The sequence below is a fragment of the Flavivirga jejuensis genome, from assembly GCF_030540765.1.
Taxonomy (GTDB): domain Bacteria; phylum Bacteroidota; class Bacteroidia; order Flavobacteriales; family Flavobacteriaceae; genus Flavivirga; species Flavivirga jejuensis.
The window spans coordinates 550,777-566,280 of sequence record NZ_JAUOEL010000003.1; the positions used below are offsets into that span (position 1 = coordinate 550,777).

The following is a 15,504-nucleotide window of genomic DNA, read 5'->3' on the forward strand; positions in this document are numbered from 1 at the left end:
GTTATATAACGAACGAATATGCACAGATAACTATTTATATTGACCTAAAAAGTTTGATACAATGAACGAAGACATACAATTTATATTAGATTCTACAAAAGAGGCTATGAATAATGCGATAAAGCATTTAGAAAAGCAATTTGTTAATATTAGAGCAGGAAAAGCAAGTCCAGCTATGCTTGGTAGTGTAATGGTAGATTACTATGGTTCACAAACACCATTAAGTCAAGTTGCCAATGTAAATACACCAGATGGGAGAACTATTACGGTACAACCTTGGGAAAAAAATATGCTACAAGAAATAGAACGCGGTATTGCTTATGCCAATCTTGGATTTAACCCAATGAATAATGGTGAAACTATAATTATTAATGTACCACCATTAACAGAGGAACGCAGACGTGATTTAGCAAAACAAGCAAAAGCCGAATCTGAAGATGCCAAAGTTAGTATAAGAACAGCACGTAAAGATGCTAATAACGAAATTAAAAAGTTGGACGATGTATCGGAAGATTTAAAAAAGAATGCTGAAATTGATGTGCAACAAATGACCGACATTTACGTTAAAAAGATTGAGGATGTTTTCGATGCAAAAGAAAAAGAAATCATGACTGTATAATTAAAAAAGTAATAGACTTAGGTTACGATCAGTACCAAACTTTACTTTTCATAATTTTTTCGGTTTCCCTCACTGTTAAATGTCAAAACACGTTACTCCCATACTTTTTTTTATTTGTGCAATTTTTGCACAAGCACAATCTTCGTCAGAAAACTTTTTAGAACCCACTCAAGATTCTATAAAAAAGAGAGAGTTTATAAAACATCTTGGTAACGGCTATATGCCTACCAGATATTTTAACTTCGATCTAAGGTATTTAATTAAATACAATCAATATGAAGGTGTAAGAACTGGTATAGGAGGTGTTACTAATGACGCCTTTTCAGAAAAATACCGTCTAAATGGTTATGGCGTATATGGTTTTAGAGATCATCGTTTCAAATATAGTGCTGGGGGTGGTTTTAGAGTAGACAAAAAAACAAATACTTGGATAAACCTTTCTTATACGGATGATTTACAAGAAACAGGAAGCACTAAATTTTTAACAGATGGTCGGTTCTTTCAATTTTTTGAGCCCCGTTTATTAAACATAGATTTATTTCACAAGCTTATCACAAAATCTATAAATTTAGAACATCAATTAAACCCCAAATTATTTACCGAAGCAGAATTCGCTGTTAGCAACATAGACCCGACTTACAACTATGGGTATGTTTTAAGCAATAACATCATCGTAAACTCTTTTCATTTAAGTACCGCTAAAGTATCACTGCAGTGGAATCCCTTTAGTAAATTCGAAACCATAAAAAATGAATTAAAAGAAACTAAAAAAGGCTATCCACAGTTTACACTTCAATACACAAAAAGCTTTAAAAATGTTTTTAAAAGTGATTTTAACTTTTCTAAATTAGATTTTAGAACTATTTATAAAATTGGAAATGAAGATGAAGGCCTTTCCGAAATAACTTTGGTTTCAGGAATAACAAATGGGAATACCCCATTAACACATTTATACCACGCTTACCCTAATAACATTACTAAAGAAGCCATTTTACAACGCTTTTCGGTAGCTGGATTAAATAGCTTTGAAACCATGTATTTCAATGAATTCTTTTCAGATAAGTTCACTACAGTCCAATTAAAACATTATTTAAAACCTTTTAATATCTCAGAACATTATAAACCACAAGTCGTCTTAATTACCCGATATGCCATAGGTGACATAAAAAAACCCGAATTACATCAAAATGTAACTTTCGGGTCTTTAAAAAAGGGTTATACAGAATCTGGGTTTGAAATTAATAAATTCCTCTATGGCTTCGGTTTAAGCTTCACATACCGATACGGATTCTACCACTTACCAGAATTTAGTGATAATATTGCTTTTAAATTTACATTTAACGTCTCTTTATAAAGTGTTATACTTCTTTTTTCTACCTTTGCGCTTCTTTTATATATAGCATGTTTAAATTATTTAGTACAGGTTTTTGGGATATTATTGCAAGACTCATTTTGCGTAATAAAATTATTATTCTTATTGGTATTATATTAGTTACTATATTCTTTAGTACAAAGTGGGAAAACATGCGTTTCACTTATACTGAGGCAAATTTGTTACCAGATGAGCATGAGGTAAATATAACTTACAATAACTTTTTAAAAACCTTTGGAGAAGAAGGGAATCTTATTGTACTAGGTTTAAAAGATAGTACACTCTTTACTGTTGAGAAGTTAAATGCCTGGAATAAACTTTCGGAAAGCTTTAAAAAATATAATGAAATTGAAACAGTTATTTCTATTAAAGATCTTCAAAAGCTTATAAAAGATTCTAAAAATGAAAAATTTAATTTAGAACCTTTTATAAAAGATTCTATTTCTTCTGTTGCACAGATTGAAACGCTCCAACAAGAGCTTTTTGAAAAATACCCATTCTATGATAACTTTTTGTTTAATAAGGAAACAAAAACGATTCGTACAGCACTTTATATAAAAAAGGATATTGTAAATACTTCTATTAGAAAAGACTTTGTAGTTAATGTTTTAATACCGAGTATAGATGCCTTTCAAAAATCTTATGACCTAGATGTTAGAATATCTGGGATGCCTTATATTAGAACTTTAAATTCGCAAAACATTGTTGATGAAATTAGTTTATTTATAGGCGCTGCGCTATTAGTCACATCTCTTATTTTCTTTTTATTTTTCAGATCGTTTAGAGCTACTATAATTTCACTTATAGTAGTATGTGTTGGCGTGATGTGGACTCTAGGAATTCTTGGTTTATTAAACTACGAAATAACCGTTTTAACCGCCCTTATCCCACCGCTAATCATTGTTATAGGGATCCCTAACTGCATTTTTTTAATTAATAAATACCAACACGAAGTAAAATTACACGGTAACAAAGTAAAATCGTTGCAACGTGTTATTACTAAGATTGGTAATGCCACTTTAATGACTAATGTAACAACCGCTTCTGGGTTTGCAACATTCATTTTAACAGAGAGCAAGCTTTTAAAAGAGTTTGGTATCGTAGCATCATTAAGCATTCTAGCAATTTTTATTCTGTGTTTACTTATCATTCCAATTATTTACACTTTTTTACCTTATCCAAAAGAAAGGCACTTAGAGCATTTAAATAAGCGTTGGATAGGTGGTTTTGTAAATTGGATGGAACATATGGTAAGACAAAAACGTATTGCCATTTACTGCACTTCTTTGGTTTTATTAATAGTAAGCATTATTGGTATTTACCAAATAAAAATTTCTGGTAGTCTGATAGAAGACATGCCTAAGAATACTGAGTTTTTTAAAGACATCCGTTTTTTTGAGGAAGAGTTTAATGGCATTATGCCTTTAGAAATTATGATTGACTCCAAACGTAAAAAAGGGGTTATGAAACTTTCTACTTTAAAACGTATGGATCAATTAGAAGATCTAATTATTGAAATTCCAGAACTATCCAAGCCAATCTCTGTAGTAGGTTTAGTTAAATACTCTAAACAGGCTTATTATAACGGTAATACTAAATTCTATCAATTACCAACATCACAAGAAAATAGTTTCATTCTATCGTATGCTAAAAATTCGTCTTCAAATGTAGACTTACTTAAGAATTTTGTTGACAGTACTGGTCAATATGCCCGTATTACAACATTTATGAAAGATGTTGGAACCGATAAAATAGAACGCATCGAAGAAGACCTTCAAACTAAGATAGATAAAGTTTTTCCTAAAGAAAAATATGAGATTACCATGACAGGTAAAGCTTTAGTCTTTCAAAAAGGCACCAAATACCTTGTTAAGAATCTAGCTATATCATTATCGCTTGCCATCTTTTTAATATCGTTATTTATGGCATATATGTTTAGATCTGGAAAAATGATCATAGTATCACTCATACCAAATTTATTACCATTATTAGTAACAGCAGGTTTAATGGGCTATTTAGGAGTTCCTATAAAACCTTCAACAATATTAGTGTTTAGTATTGCTTTTGGGATATCTGTAGATGATACCATTCACTTTTTAGCAAAATACCGTCAAGAACTTCAAGCAAACCATTGGAAAATAAAAGTCTCTGTTTATGGAGCTTTACGAGAAACTGGCGTCAGTATGTTTTATACATCCATCGTATTATTCTTTGGGTTTTCGGTATTTACTATTTCAAGTTTTGGTGGCACAGTAGCCTTAGGAGCTTTAGTGTCTGCCACTTTACTATTTGCCATGTTATCAAATTTACTGTTATTACCTTCTTTATTACTATCACTAGAGCGTAGTATTGCTAATAAAGAAGTACTTAGAGAACCCGCTATTAATATTATTCCCGAAGAAGACGAAAAGGAGTAAATCCTAATGTAAAACTGATTTCGTTTTTTAAATATTTTGATGCTAGAAAGCCAATTGGCTTTTTTATATTTACATTATAAATTTTAAGACAGACATATGAAATCACGAACTATCTCAGAATTATTATCTCAAGATATTGTTTTTCCAGAAGTAGAAATTAAAGGTTGGGTTAGAACCTTTAGAGCAAATCGTTTTATTGCTTTAAATGATGGTTCTTCACTAAATAATATCCAATGTGTTGTTGATTTTGAAAGTTTCGATGAAAATCTTTTAAAACGTGTTACAACAGGAGCCGCAGTACATGTTAAAGGCACGTTAGTTGAAAGCCAAGGCAAAGGGCAAAAAGTTGAAATACAAGTAAGTGATATTTCTATTTTAGGAGATTCAGATCCAGAAACCTACCCTATTCAACCCAAAAAGCATTCGTTTGAGTTTTTACGAGAAAACGCACATTTACGCACGCGTACAAATACATTTAGTGCCGTTATGCGTTTACGCTCGGCATTGTCGTTTGCTATACATAAATATTTTAACGAGAATGGTTTTTACTACATGCACACCCCTATTATAACAGGAAGTGATGCTGAAGGAGCAGGAGAAATGTTTAAAGTTTCTAATCTAGACGCTAAAAATCCACCTTTAACTAATGAAGGGAGTATAGATTATTCAAAAGATTTCTTCGGAAAAGAAACCAATTTAACGGTTTCTGGTCAGCTTGAAGCAGAAACCTATGCGATGTCCTTAGGTAAAGTCTATACTTTTGGCCCTACTTTTAGAGCGGAAAACTCAAATACATCACGTCACTTAGCTGAGTTTTGGATGATTGAGCCAGAAGTTGCTTTTATGGATTTAGCTGGCAATATGGATTTAGCTGAAGGTTTTATGAAGTCTGTTATAAAATACGTTTTAGAAAATAATCGTGAGGATCTAGAATTTCTAGATAAGCGCTTACAAGACGAGGATAAAACAAAGCCTCAGGCCGAAAGAAACGAAATGACTTTAATAGAAAAGTTAAACTTTGTTACCGATAATCATTTTAAACGCGTTAGTTATACAGAAGCTATTGATATTTTACGCAATTGCAAACCTAATAAGAAAAAGAAATTCAAGTATTTAATTAACGAATGGGGAACAGATTTGCAAAGCGAGCATGAACGTTTTCTTGTAGAAAAACATTTTAAATGTCCAGTAATCTTATTTGATTATCCAGCAAATATTAAAGCTTTCTATATGCGTTTAAATGAAGACGGAAAAACGGTTCGCGCTATGGATATTCTATTCCCTGGTATAGGCGAAATTGTTGGAGGTGCACAACGGGAAGAACGATTGGATGTATTAAAACAAAAAATGGCAGCCATAAATATTCCAGAAGAAGACCTTTGGTGGTATTTAGATTTGCGAAAATTTGGTACAGCTGTACATTCTGGTTTTGGCTTAGGTTTTGAACGTTTAGTTATGTTTGCAACAGGAATGAGTAATATTAGAGATGTTATTCCGTTCCCAAGAACACCTCAAAATGCAGAATTTTAAAAAAAATCGTTCTTTAGCTATTTACAGGTAAAAGTTTTTTTTACTTTTATCTTAAACCAAATCACAATATGCTTAAGCAGTATTTACAATTTAAATTATCACAAAAACTATCACCGCAGCAAATTCAACTAATGAAGTTGATACAGCTGCCTACACAAGCTTTTGAACAACGTTTAAAACAAGAACTGGAAGAAAATCCAGCGCTTGAGGGTGGTAAAGATGATAATACAGACGAATATGATTCTGAATTCGATAATACTGATGACTTTGGTGACACTGAATCTATAAATGCTGATGATATTAATGTTGATGAATATTTAAGTGATGATGAAGTTCCAGATTACCGTACACAAGTAAATAATTATAGTAGTGATGATGATGAAAAGACGATACCCTATGCTGCAGGAACCTCATTCACGCAACATTTAATAAATCAATTAAACACCTACCGCCTTGATGAAGAAGAACGGGAGATCGCGGAATTTTTAGTAGGCAGTGTTGATGAAAGCGGCTATATACGTAGAGAGTTAAGTGATACTATGGACGATTTGGCTTTTACTCAAAACGTTTATACCACCGAAGAGAAAATTGAACATGTTTTAAGAATTGTACATCAATTAGATCCAGCTGGAGTCGGAGCAAGAAACTTACAAGAGTGTTTAAGCATTCAATTACATAGAAAAGAGAAAACTCAACATTGTGAATTAGCAATTAAAATAATTGACAATGCTTTCGATCAATTTACAAAAAAGCATTATAAGAAATTAATTCAAAAGTTTGATATATCCGAGGCACAATTGAAAGGTGCCATTTCGGAAATAGAACATTTAAACCCAAAACCAGGAGGTTCTTATGCTGGAAATAATAGAATTGTAGAACACGTCGTACCCGATTTTGCTATTAAAATTGTTGATGGAGAACTAGAGTTAACACTTAACGGAAGAAATGCTCCAGAACTTCATGTATCAAGAGAGTACAACAACATGCTTAAAGGCTATAAAGACACCAAAGACAAATCTAGATCGCAAAAAGATGCTGTTATTTTCATCAAACAAAAATTAGATGCTGCAAAGTGGTTTATTGAGGCTATAAAACAGCGTCAACAAACTTTATTCATTACAATGAGTGCTATTATGCATTATCAAAAAGAATACTTTTTAACAGGCGATGAGCGCAATTTAAAGCCGATGATTCTAAAAGACATTGCCGATGAAATTTCTATGGATGTTTCAACAGTCTCAAGGGTTGCAAATAGTAAGTATGTAGATACGCCTTACGGTACTAAGTTAATTAAAGAGTTCTTTTCTGAATCTATGAAAAATGACCAAGGAGAAGATGTATCTACAAGAGAAATAAAGAAAATTTTAGAAACTGTAATAGAAGAAGAAAACAAGAAGAAACCTTTAACCGACGAAACATTAGCAGCTATCTTAAAAGAAAAAGGATATCCTATCGCACGTCGTACAGTTGCAAAATACAGAGAACAATTAGATATTCCAGTGGCTCGATTACGTAAAAAAATATAATGGATAAAATACTAAAAAGTATCTCATACATTTTTCATCCATTATTAATACCTATACTAGGTGTTATTTTCTATTTTTTTAAATCACCACGATTTATACCAGAAGAAATGGTGAAGGCTAAGTTAGTATCCCTTTTTATACTAACAGTTATATTACCTATTCTCCTTTATTTTTTATTAAAAACATTGGGCAAGGTCAAATCAATTTACCTACAAACTACAAACGAACGTATTATTCCTCTAATACTAAACTGCTTTGTTGTTATAATAATATTACAACGTATTATAACGCCTTCTCAAACTATAGAGCTCTATTTTTTCTTTGTTGGCATACTAATTTCTACCATGGTATGCCTAATCTTAGCCATTTTTAAGTTTAAAGCAAGCATACATATGATCTCTATTTCTGGACTATTTATGTTTATGGCTATCTTAAGTATCCATTTTAGTATTAACATTAATAATACACTAGCTTTAATGGTAATAATAATCGGTGCAGTTGCAACATCTAGACTACTCTTAAACGCTCATACTTATAAAGAACTTATTATGGGCATGTTTATTGGAGTAATTCCACAGTTAATTTTAGTACCCTATTGGCTATAGGATATAAAATATCAATCCTATTTTCACAGCATTCATATCAATTTCACTTCCGTTTAATCTAGCATCGCTAGAAAAAATAGGATTCAAGGCATAATACAAAAATAAATTCCACGTATTATAGCCAGCACTAAGTGTTAATCCGTATTGAAAATTATTAAAATCCTCAATATTACTATATCTAATCTTTCCTAAATCACCTATGTACTTGGTTCTATGCGTAAGTACATAACCTAGTTTAAAACCCGTATAAATGCGCCAAAAGTTATAATCTGTTGCAGTTGATGTACGCCATCTAAACTCAATCGGAAGTTCTATTAAATGGCTAGAGAATTTGTTTTTTGTATATGTGCCCGTATCCTCTATAACAGTATAGGTCGTATTACCTAAATCATCTTTATTGATGAGCAAGTTTTGATTGTATGAATTGGCAGAAAATCCAAGGCCTAAACCTATAGCAACGTTTCTGTTTTTATTAATAGGCATATCCTTAATAAAGCCTAAATGAAAGCCCAAAGAAAATCCACTTTGCGAAACATCTTCTGGTATTTTGCCTAGCAAATTATACGTTATGCCTGCATAAAATTGGTCTTCTTTGTAAAGAGAATCAACTTCTTTATTAGTATGCTCTTGAGCAAAACAACACACATAACTCAATAAAAAAAATATGATAACGGATGGATGTTTCATTAATAACAGTATTATTTTACTAACATGCAATTATAATTAAAATTGTCTAAGTAATAAAGAATTTCTTGAAACCAACTATCTTCGATGCAAAGCCATAGCCATATTTCGCTGGCTTCATTTTGACCTAAAAAGGTCAAAAACCAAAATTCTGTATTTAGATTCCCGTTCCTTTACAGGTTCACGGAATGACAATTTCAGCAAAAACCCAAAGTCAGAGCTTAGAGAATTCTTTTCAATTAAAAATTAAAAGGCGTTTTGAATTATCAAAACGCCTTTTATATATAATATCAAAAGTATAAAACTAATTTCTTCCTAGCACAGTACCTTTTTTAGTAGTGTAGTTAATTTTAAGCGCATTTACTTTTCTTAACTCCTGCTTAATGTCTCCGATTAATCCCATATTAGCATCACTATCTACTTTTAAAGCAGTAGTTAAAAATGGTATTAATTCTTCACGTTTATCAGCTCGCTCTGCAGCAATAAAAGCAGCAATGTCATTTACACTTGCAAAATCATCATTAAGCTGTATTCTAGCTTCTGTCCCAAACTTAGTATAATTAGCACTTGGCTTACCTGCATATATATACATTACCAAACCTTTTTTATCTAACTTTTCTACCTGATCTGCAAATGGTAAGTTATTTTCAATCTTTAAAGTAGTTTCCCTCATTGTTGTGGCTACCATAAAAAAGAATAATAACATAAATACAATATCTGGTAATGATGCTGTATTAACCGCTGGCAAATCGCCACTCTTTTTCTTTTTAAATTTAGACATATTTATAAATGTTAAATTATTGTACTTCCGAAAGTTTTTGAGGGTAATCAATTTTTATTTGATCGATCCTAGCTTTTAACTTCTCCTTATTCCCAGGCCAATTTACATCTTCATAATTTGCTTCCATTTCAGCAAAAGACAATCCAAATTGCTCTTGAGCTCTTCTATCTCTTAATTCATTATAAGCTGCTACCAATTCATTTTGAACAGCTATATAAATCTTATAAGTTGTTTCACGTTCATTCTTTAAAGAGATAATCGCTTTGTCTGGATTATCTGAAGATGCTTCATCTTTTTTTCCTTTACAGTAATCACACGACTTATCGCCACCATTATCTAAAAATTCAATGGCTGCTTTTCTTAAATCTCCAATCTCCATTAACTCATCTTCTACCATCAGTTGATCGTTACCATTTAACATAACAGTAAAAATGTTTTTTTTCTTGATAACAACATCTTCTTCAGACTCTTCTATAGGAGGAAGTTTTCGATTAATCCCAGAATCTGTTTCGATAGTAGTTGTTACTAAGAAAAATATTAATAGTAAGAACGCAATGTCGGCCATGGAGCCTGCATTTACTTCTGGTGCTGCTCTTTTCGCCATAATTTATTTATTAAATATTTTTTTAACTCCTGAAAATAACATAGATGCTATAGCTAAAAAAGCTAATACATAAAATGCGTATAATCCAGCACCTACTTGTTTTGAAGTAGCTTCAGTAACATCTAATCCTTTGTTTATAAAAGGTGTTAAATCTAAATCTGTACCAGATGACATAGTATAAGAAATAACTATAATGGCTAAAAACGCTCCTACAGTCATCAATGTCTTCTTTATATTTCCTGCAAATAGTCCTTTAATAACAAATATTAAAACCATTGCTAATACTAATCCAAGTACAGCATATGCAATATATAGCATGTTTCCACTCATACTTAGAGCAGATTCATCGTCACCCGATATTATCATTAGCGCAAAAATCGCGCCAATAATAGCAAGTGCAAAAGCTATTATTTTTAAAATTTTATGTAAATTCATAATTCTTTATATTTAATTATTACTTTTTATTTCTAATTAATAGATCCATTAACGTAATAGAAGCATCTTCCATATCGTTAACAATACTATCAATTTTAGCAATAATATAATTGTAAAAAATTTGAAGTATAATAGCTACTACCAAACCAAATACGGTTGTTAAAAGTGCTACTTTAATACCACCAGCAACAAGCGATGGTTGCATATCACCAGCAGCTTCAATTTTATCAAATGCTTGAATCATACCTATTACCGTACCCATGAAACCAAGCATTGGTGCCAAAGCGATAAATAATGAAATCCAAGATACATTTTTTTCTAATTGTCCCATTTGAACACCACCATAAGCTACAACAGCTTTTTCGGCCGCTTCTATACCTTCATCTGTTCTATCAAGTCCTTGATAATAAATAGACGCGATTGGTCCTTTAGTGTTTCTACATACTTCTTTTGCTGCTTCAACACCACCTGAAGATAAAGCATCTTCAACACTCTGTGTTAATTTTTTTGTATTTGTAGTTGAGAGGTTTAAAAAGATAATTCTTTCTATAGCAATTGCTAATCCAAGAATTAAACATAGTAATACGATACCCATAAAGCCTGCACCACCTTCAATAAAACGTTTTTTCAATTCTTGATGAAACCCAAGGTCTTCATCAGCAACAGCCTCTGTCGCATCTTCTTGTATTGTCGTTGTTACGGCTGCAGTTGTGTTTGCAATTGTTGTTGCATTAGTTGTTCCGAATGCCATCATTCCTGTTATGGCAAGGAGAGAAAATAATCTTTTCATGTTCTAGATCTTAAAATATTAGTTAAAGTGTTAAAGATATTAAAAAAAAAGCAATTAAAGATAAAATAACAGCAGAGAGAAAGGGATTCGAACCCTCGATACGCTTTTGACGTATACACACTTTCCAGGCGTGCGCCTTCGACCACTCGGCCACCTCTCTTTATTTTATCATTCTTTAATTACGAGGGCTCAAATAACAAAAAAAACTTTAAACGTTAAAACTTTATGAGTTAATTTTAAGACATTTCGCCTCTTAAGGATGTTTCATAGATGTTTTTGAGGTATTTTCTGGACATATTTTGTCCCAACAGATACATTAATTTACTTATTGCTGCTTCGGTTGTGATGTCTTTTCCTGAAATAACGCCTATATTTTTTAGCTCATTACTCGTCTCATAATGCCCCATCATAACACTTCCTCCAGAACATTGTGTAATATTTATAATATGTATGCCTTTTAAAATATTCTCTTTTAGCATATCAATAAACCATTTTTCTGTGGTACAGTTCCCCGCTCCGTAGGTTTCAAGAATAACCGCCTTTAAATTTGAGGTATTAAAAATACTTTGCAATACGTCTTCTCTAATTCCAGGAAAAAGTTTTATTAGCGCAATATTATCATCTAATTTTTTATGAACTGTTAGCCCCTTCGTTAAATCAGGCTTAAACAAATATTCTTTATTAACTTTTAGATGCACACCAGACTCTGCTAAATCAGGATAGTTTAAAGATGCAAAAGCCTCAAAGTGTTCTGCATTTATTTTTGTAGTTCTATTAGCTCTGTATAGTTTGTATTCAAAGTACAAACACACTTCCTTAATTATAGGCTTGCCTTCACTTTGTAACGAAGCTACCTGTATAGATGTAATTAAATTTTCCTTTGCATCGGTTCTTAAATCTCCAATTGGCAACTGAGAGCCTGTAAATATGACTGGCTTTGCTAAATTTTCTAGCATAAAACTCAATGCTGAAGCTGTATAACTCATGGTATCACTTCCGTGTAAAACCACAAAACCATCAAATGCTTTATAGTTATCTTCTATTATTTCGGCAATTTGAATCCAATATTTTGAATTCATATTACTTGAATCTATAGGCTCTTTAAATGATACGGTATCTATATTACAATCTAAAAGTTGTAATTCTGGAATTTTTTCTAAAAGCGTTTTAAAATCGAATGCACGAAGCGATCCTGTATTAAAGTCTTTAACCATACCAATAGTTCCCCCAGTATATATTAGTAATATCTTTGGTTTTATATCGCTCATATTTTAAACTTTAAAGATATCTTTAGAATTTTGAGTGGTTATTGCTGCTATAGCTTCTAAAGGTACACCATATATATCTACTAATTTTTCTAATACCTTTATGACATAAACACTTTCATTTCGTTTTCCTCTGTATGGTACAGGAGCTAAATAAGGGGCATCTGTTTCTAAAACAATATGCTTTAGATCTATTTGATTTAAAAACGTATCAATTTTCCCATTCTTAAAAGTAGCCACACCACCTATGCCTAGTTTCATATTATAAGAAATAGCTTGGTGCGCTTGTTCCAATGTTCCAGTAAAGCAATGAAAAACACCAAATAAGTCATCACTTTTTTCTGTTTCTAAAACGTCAAATATCTCATCAAATGCTTCTCTACAATGTATCACTATTGGTAACTTATATTGCTTAGCAAGTCTGATTTGATATTTAAATGCTTCTTTTTGAATTCCTAACGTTGATTTATCCCAATATAAATCTATTCCAATTTCACCTACTGCATAAAAAGGACGTTTACCAAGCATGTTTTCTACATGCTTTAACTCTTCCTTATAATTGTCTTTTACATGCGTGGGGTGCAAGCCCATCATTAAAAACATATTATCGGGATAATCTTTTTCAAGTTGAAGCATCGCTTCTGTATACTCAGAATCTATTGCTGGAATAAAAAACCGTAAGACCCCTTCTTCTATAGCACGATCAATCATCTCGTTCCTATCTTCATCAAAAGCTTCGCTATATAAATGGGTATGCGTATCTGTAATAATCATTTGGTAAAAATAAAAAAGTCACCATTAAATTGATGACTTCTTCAAGTTTATTTATTTTGTATCAAACATTAGGTCTTGTTTACATTCTAACAGCCCCATCTTTATTCTAATTTATGAATGAGTTTTTGGGCTTCATTATAAGCATCTGCATCTTCTGGTATCGTTTTTAATATTTTTATACAAGCACCATTATCTTTCTGTTTAAGTTTACTTAAAGCTAAATACCATATTGCTTTATTTTTATAAACAGATGATCCTTTGGAAAGTTTACTGAACAAACTATCGGCTTCATCAAATTCGTCTAATTCTAACAGCGCAATACCTCTATATAAGTGCAATTCTTTATTTGAATCATCTTGAACTAATAATTTCTCAAAAACAGCTTTTGCTTTAACAAAATCTTTATTATTAAAAGCATTCTCAGCGTCTTTCAAAAGGTCATCCTGAGCTCCTCTAACTGTCAAACTAATGGTCTCATAATTATTGTAATCGCTAAAAGTTGGGCTAGAGAAATTATTAAATGTAAAGATTCCTATTAATAAAGCAACACTTGCTACCATAGCATATTGCCAAGGTTTAAAACGAACTCCTTTTTTAGCGGTTTCGTGTTTTTCAAAATAAGTATTAGAAATGGTTTTTAAATTATTCTGAAATGCGGTAGAATCTGCTTCATTTTTAAATTTATGTTCTAAAAAAGACGATAATTCTTTATACGTATTAAACGCTTGATTAAAATCTGATTCATTTTTTAATCTTGATTCAAAAGTAATGATATCATCTTGAGACAACTCTTGAGATAAGTAGGATTCGAATAATATGTGATTTTCTTCCATGGCTATTAATTATTAAGTTGGTTAAACTTTGGTGACTCTCGAACCAGCTCTGTTAATTTACCAATACATAAAGATTTCTTTTTTCTGGCATAAGCATACGTCACACCTAATTTTTTTGCTACTTCTTCCATAGATTTTATTTTAAAAGTAGCTGTTAATAAATCTTTACAAGCGGTTCCTAATTTTTGAAACATTTCTGTAAATAAGGCTTGTTTTTCTCCAAATACAGATGTTTCAAAAGCTAATTCCTGAGCATCGTCACCTTTAGATAAAAGATCTTCACTAATTGTTACCTCTTTATTAGAAGATTTTTTTAATTCGTTTAACCATTTCCGTTTACACAGCAAAAAGAAATAGGCATCAAAAGGACAAGTAAGCTGTAATTTATTTTCGCTTGCCTGATTGTAGATCGTTAACAAAGTATCTTGTATGACATCTTGAGCCTTATCACTATCTCCACTATTCTGCTTTATATAGTTAATCACTTTAGGAACAAACTTATCATATATAGCTTGTATAATAAACGAATTGTTTTTAAGCAATCCATCTATATATTTCTGGTCTTCGTGTATTTTTTTTTCACTCATTACCCCTTGTATTTGCTACTAAAATAAAAAAACTTTGAAATAAAAGGGTAACAATTTTTAAATGGTTCTGATATAAGGGTGTAACAGTAAAAATACTGGAACAATTAATTAATCCATAAAAATTAAAGATCATGAAAATTACAAAAAAATTTCACGAGCACTTAAACAATATTAATGATGTGCGTAAAAAATCAATTCTAATTATTGGCACTGTAGTACTATCAATATTAAACTCTCATGCTACAGCCCTAACAGCAGATCTTAACACAATTACTATTAGTGCGAACATTACAAATGAAAACGTACTTAAAGCTTATGACTGGAAAGTAGAAACGAATAAAAGATCTTATTCTGGAACATCTTTTTCTGTAGAAGACGCAAAACGAATGATTGCATTAACAAGTTCTGGAGACATTGTAAGAGCATCAAAAATTGAAAGTTATTTTGTTTTAAAGGCTGAAGTAAAAAACAACTCTAAAAGAAATTATTTCTGGGAGGTAGAAACTATAACAGGATTTGCAAAAGGATATGCTTCAACTGAGGCATACGCACATAAAATGATACAATTAGTTGCCTCTGGAGATGCTATTGTATCTAAAAAAATAATCAGTCAACCACAACAATAAAAAAATAATTACCAAAACAGGGTAACAAAACAATAACCCTGTTTATATAAACTTGA

16 protein-coding genes and 1 tRNA gene are annotated in these 15,504 nt (G+C 31.5%); 7 read left to right on the forward strand and 10 right to left on the reverse strand.

Translation table 11 applies throughout. The features are described from left to right. The first annotated feature begins 61 nt into the window (after nucleotides 1-61). From frr to Q4Q40_RS10930, 6 genes are all read left to right on the forward strand, one after another. Nucleotides 62-619, forward strand: coding sequence for a ribosome recycling factor (gene frr / locus Q4Q40_RS10905; RefSeq protein ID WP_303301824.1), 558 nt, complete (start codon nucleotides 62-64; stop codon nucleotides 617-619). Nucleotides 620-698: 79 nt separating this feature from the next. Beyond that, nucleotides 699-1,973, forward strand: coding sequence for a DUF5686 family C-terminal domain-containing protein (locus Q4Q40_RS10910; RefSeq protein WP_303301825.1), 1,275 nt, complete (start codon nucleotides 699-701; stop codon nucleotides 1,971-1,973). A 47-nt stretch (nucleotides 1,974-2,020) separates the two neighbouring features. Then, nucleotides 2,021-4,408 (forward strand): efflux RND transporter permease subunit, encoded by a 2,388-nt coding sequence (locus Q4Q40_RS10915; protein WP_303301826.1) that lies wholly within the window; start codon nucleotides 2,021-2,023, stop codon nucleotides 4,406-4,408. A gap of 96 nt (nucleotides 4,409-4,504) precedes the next feature. Next, the gene (asnS, locus tag Q4Q40_RS10920) at nucleotides 4,505-5,938 is read left to right on the forward strand and encodes an asparagine--tRNA ligase (RefSeq protein ID WP_303301827.1); all 1,434 of its coding nucleotides are present in this window, start codon (nucleotides 4,505-4,507) and stop codon (nucleotides 5,936-5,938) included. A gap of 68 nt (nucleotides 5,939-6,006) precedes the next feature. Then, nucleotides 6,007-7,464 carry an RNA polymerase factor sigma-54 gene (gene rpoN, locus Q4Q40_RS10925; protein WP_303301828.1) on the forward strand — a complete coding sequence of 486 codons (1,458 nt, stop codon included), beginning with the start codon at nucleotides 6,007-6,009 and terminating at the stop codon, nucleotides 7,462-7,464. Further along, a complete protein-coding gene (locus Q4Q40_RS10930; protein ID WP_303301829.1) occupies nucleotides 7,464-8,069 on the forward strand; it encodes a hypothetical protein in 606 nt (201 codons plus the stop codon). Before rpoN ends, Q4Q40_RS10930 begins: the two co-directional genes overlap by 1 nt. Here the strand turns inward: Q4Q40_RS10930 and Q4Q40_RS10935 are convergent. The 10 genes from Q4Q40_RS10935 to Q4Q40_RS10980 form a co-directional block, all read right to left on the reverse strand. Then, nucleotides 8,064-8,756: a porin family protein gene (locus Q4Q40_RS10935; protein WP_303301830.1), complete on the reverse strand. Its 693-nt coding sequence runs from the start codon at nucleotides 8,754-8,756 to the stop codon at nucleotides 8,064-8,066. The genes Q4Q40_RS10930 and Q4Q40_RS10935 overlap by 6 nt on opposite strands. Before the next feature lie 301 nt (nucleotides 8,757-9,057). Further along, nucleotides 9,058-9,534: an ExbD/TolR family protein gene (locus Q4Q40_RS10940; protein ID WP_303301831.1), complete on the reverse strand. Its 477-nt coding sequence runs from the start codon at nucleotides 9,532-9,534 to the stop codon at nucleotides 9,058-9,060. Between the two features lie 16 nt (nucleotides 9,535-9,550). After that, nucleotides 9,551-10,138 carry an ExbD/TolR family protein gene (locus tag Q4Q40_RS10945; RefSeq protein ID WP_303301832.1) on the reverse strand — a complete coding sequence of 196 codons (588 nt, stop codon included), beginning with the start codon at nucleotides 10,136-10,138 and terminating at the stop codon, nucleotides 9,551-9,553. A gap of 3 nt (nucleotides 10,139-10,141) precedes the next feature. Further along, a complete protein-coding gene (locus Q4Q40_RS10950) occupies nucleotides 10,142-10,573 on the reverse strand; it encodes a hypothetical protein (protein WP_303301833.1) in 432 nt (143 codons plus the stop codon). 19 nt (nucleotides 10,574-10,592) lie between these two features. After that, nucleotides 10,593-11,363, reverse strand: coding sequence for a MotA/TolQ/ExbB proton channel family protein (locus tag Q4Q40_RS10955; protein WP_303301834.1), 771 nt, complete (start codon nucleotides 11,361-11,363; stop codon nucleotides 10,593-10,595). A gap of 72 nt (nucleotides 11,364-11,435) precedes the next feature. Next, nucleotides 11,436-11,523: transfer RNA gene (locus Q4Q40_RS10960), tRNA-Ser, on the reverse strand. Nucleotides 11,524-11,599: 76 nt separating this feature from the next. After that, nucleotides 11,600-12,631: an asparaginase gene (locus Q4Q40_RS10965; RefSeq protein ID WP_303301835.1), complete on the reverse strand. Its 1,032-nt coding sequence runs from the start codon at nucleotides 12,629-12,631 to the stop codon at nucleotides 11,600-11,602. A 3-nt stretch (nucleotides 12,632-12,634) separates the two neighbouring features. Then, nucleotides 12,635-13,402 (reverse strand): TatD family hydrolase, encoded by a 768-nt coding sequence (locus Q4Q40_RS10970; RefSeq protein ID WP_303301836.1) that lies wholly within the window; start codon nucleotides 13,400-13,402, stop codon nucleotides 12,635-12,637. A 101-nt stretch (nucleotides 13,403-13,503) separates the two neighbouring features. Continuing rightward, the gene (locus Q4Q40_RS10975; protein ID WP_303301837.1) at nucleotides 13,504-14,235 is read right to left on the reverse strand and encodes a tetratricopeptide repeat protein; all 732 of its coding nucleotides are present in this window, start codon (nucleotides 14,233-14,235) and stop codon (nucleotides 13,504-13,506) included. A 5-nt stretch (nucleotides 14,236-14,240) separates the two neighbouring features. Further along, nucleotides 14,241-14,822 carry an RNA polymerase sigma factor gene (locus Q4Q40_RS10980; RefSeq protein WP_303301838.1) on the reverse strand — a complete coding sequence of 194 codons (582 nt, stop codon included), beginning with the start codon at nucleotides 14,820-14,822 and terminating at the stop codon, nucleotides 14,241-14,243. Between the two features lie 131 nt (nucleotides 14,823-14,953). Between Q4Q40_RS10980 and Q4Q40_RS10985 the strand changes: the two genes are divergently transcribed. Further along, entirely contained in the window at nucleotides 14,954-15,448 is a 495-nt protein-coding gene (locus Q4Q40_RS10985) for a hypothetical protein (RefSeq protein WP_303301839.1), read from the forward strand. Nucleotides 15,449-15,504: the final 56 nt, after the last annotated feature.

Excerpts from the sequence above, each read along its gene's own strand:
- Q4Q40_RS10945 (WP_303301832.1), bottom strand. The coding sequence starts at position 10,138 with ATGGCGAAAAGAGCAGCACCAGAAGTAAATGCAGGCTCCATGGCCGAC.
- Q4Q40_RS10980 (WP_303301838.1), bottom strand. The coding sequence starts at position 14,822 with ATGAGTGAAAAAAAAATACACGAAGACCAGAAATATATAGATGGATTG.
- Q4Q40_RS10970 (WP_303301836.1), bottom strand. The coding sequence starts at position 13,402 with ATGATTATTACAGATACGCATACCCATTTATATAGCGAAGCTTTTGAT.
- asnS (WP_303301827.1), top strand. The coding sequence starts at position 4,505 with ATGAAATCACGAACTATCTCAGAATTATTATCTCAAGATATTGTTTTT.
- rpoN (WP_303301828.1), top strand. The coding sequence starts at position 6,007 with ATGCTTAAGCAGTATTTACAATTTAAATTATCACAAAAACTATCACCG.
- Q4Q40_RS10935 (WP_303301830.1), bottom strand. The coding sequence starts at position 8,756 with ATGAAACATCCATCCGTTATCATATTTTTTTTATTGAGTTATGTGTGT.
- Q4Q40_RS10985 (WP_303301839.1), top strand. The coding sequence starts at position 14,954 with ATGAAAATTACAAAAAAATTTCACGAGCACTTAAACAATATTAATGAT.
- Q4Q40_RS10965 (WP_303301835.1), bottom strand. The coding sequence starts at position 12,631 with ATGAGCGATATAAAACCAAAGATATTACTAATATATACTGGGGGAACT.
- Q4Q40_RS10955 (WP_303301834.1), bottom strand. The coding sequence starts at position 11,363 with ATGAAAAGATTATTTTCTCTCCTTGCCATAACAGGAATGATGGCATTC.
- Q4Q40_RS10940 (WP_303301831.1), bottom strand. The coding sequence starts at position 9,534 with ATGTCTAAATTTAAAAAGAAAAAGAGTGGCGATTTGCCAGCGGTTAAT.
- Q4Q40_RS10950 (WP_303301833.1), bottom strand. The coding sequence starts at position 10,573 with ATGAATTTACATAAAATTTTAAAAATAATAGCTTTTGCACTTGCTATT.
- Q4Q40_RS10975 (WP_303301837.1), bottom strand. The coding sequence starts at position 14,235 with ATGGAAGAAAATCACATATTATTCGAATCCTACTTATCTCAAGAGTTG.
- Q4Q40_RS10910 (WP_303301825.1), top strand. The coding sequence starts at position 699 with ATGTCAAAACACGTTACTCCCATACTTTTTTTTATTTGTGCAATTTTT.
- Q4Q40_RS10930 (WP_303301829.1), top strand. The coding sequence starts at position 7,464 with ATGGATAAAATACTAAAAAGTATCTCATACATTTTTCATCCATTATTA.
- frr (WP_303301824.1), top strand. The coding sequence starts at position 62 with ATGAACGAAGACATACAATTTATATTAGATTCTACAAAAGAGGCTATG.
- Q4Q40_RS10915 (WP_303301826.1), top strand. The coding sequence starts at position 2,021 with ATGTTTAAATTATTTAGTACAGGTTTTTGGGATATTATTGCAAGACTC.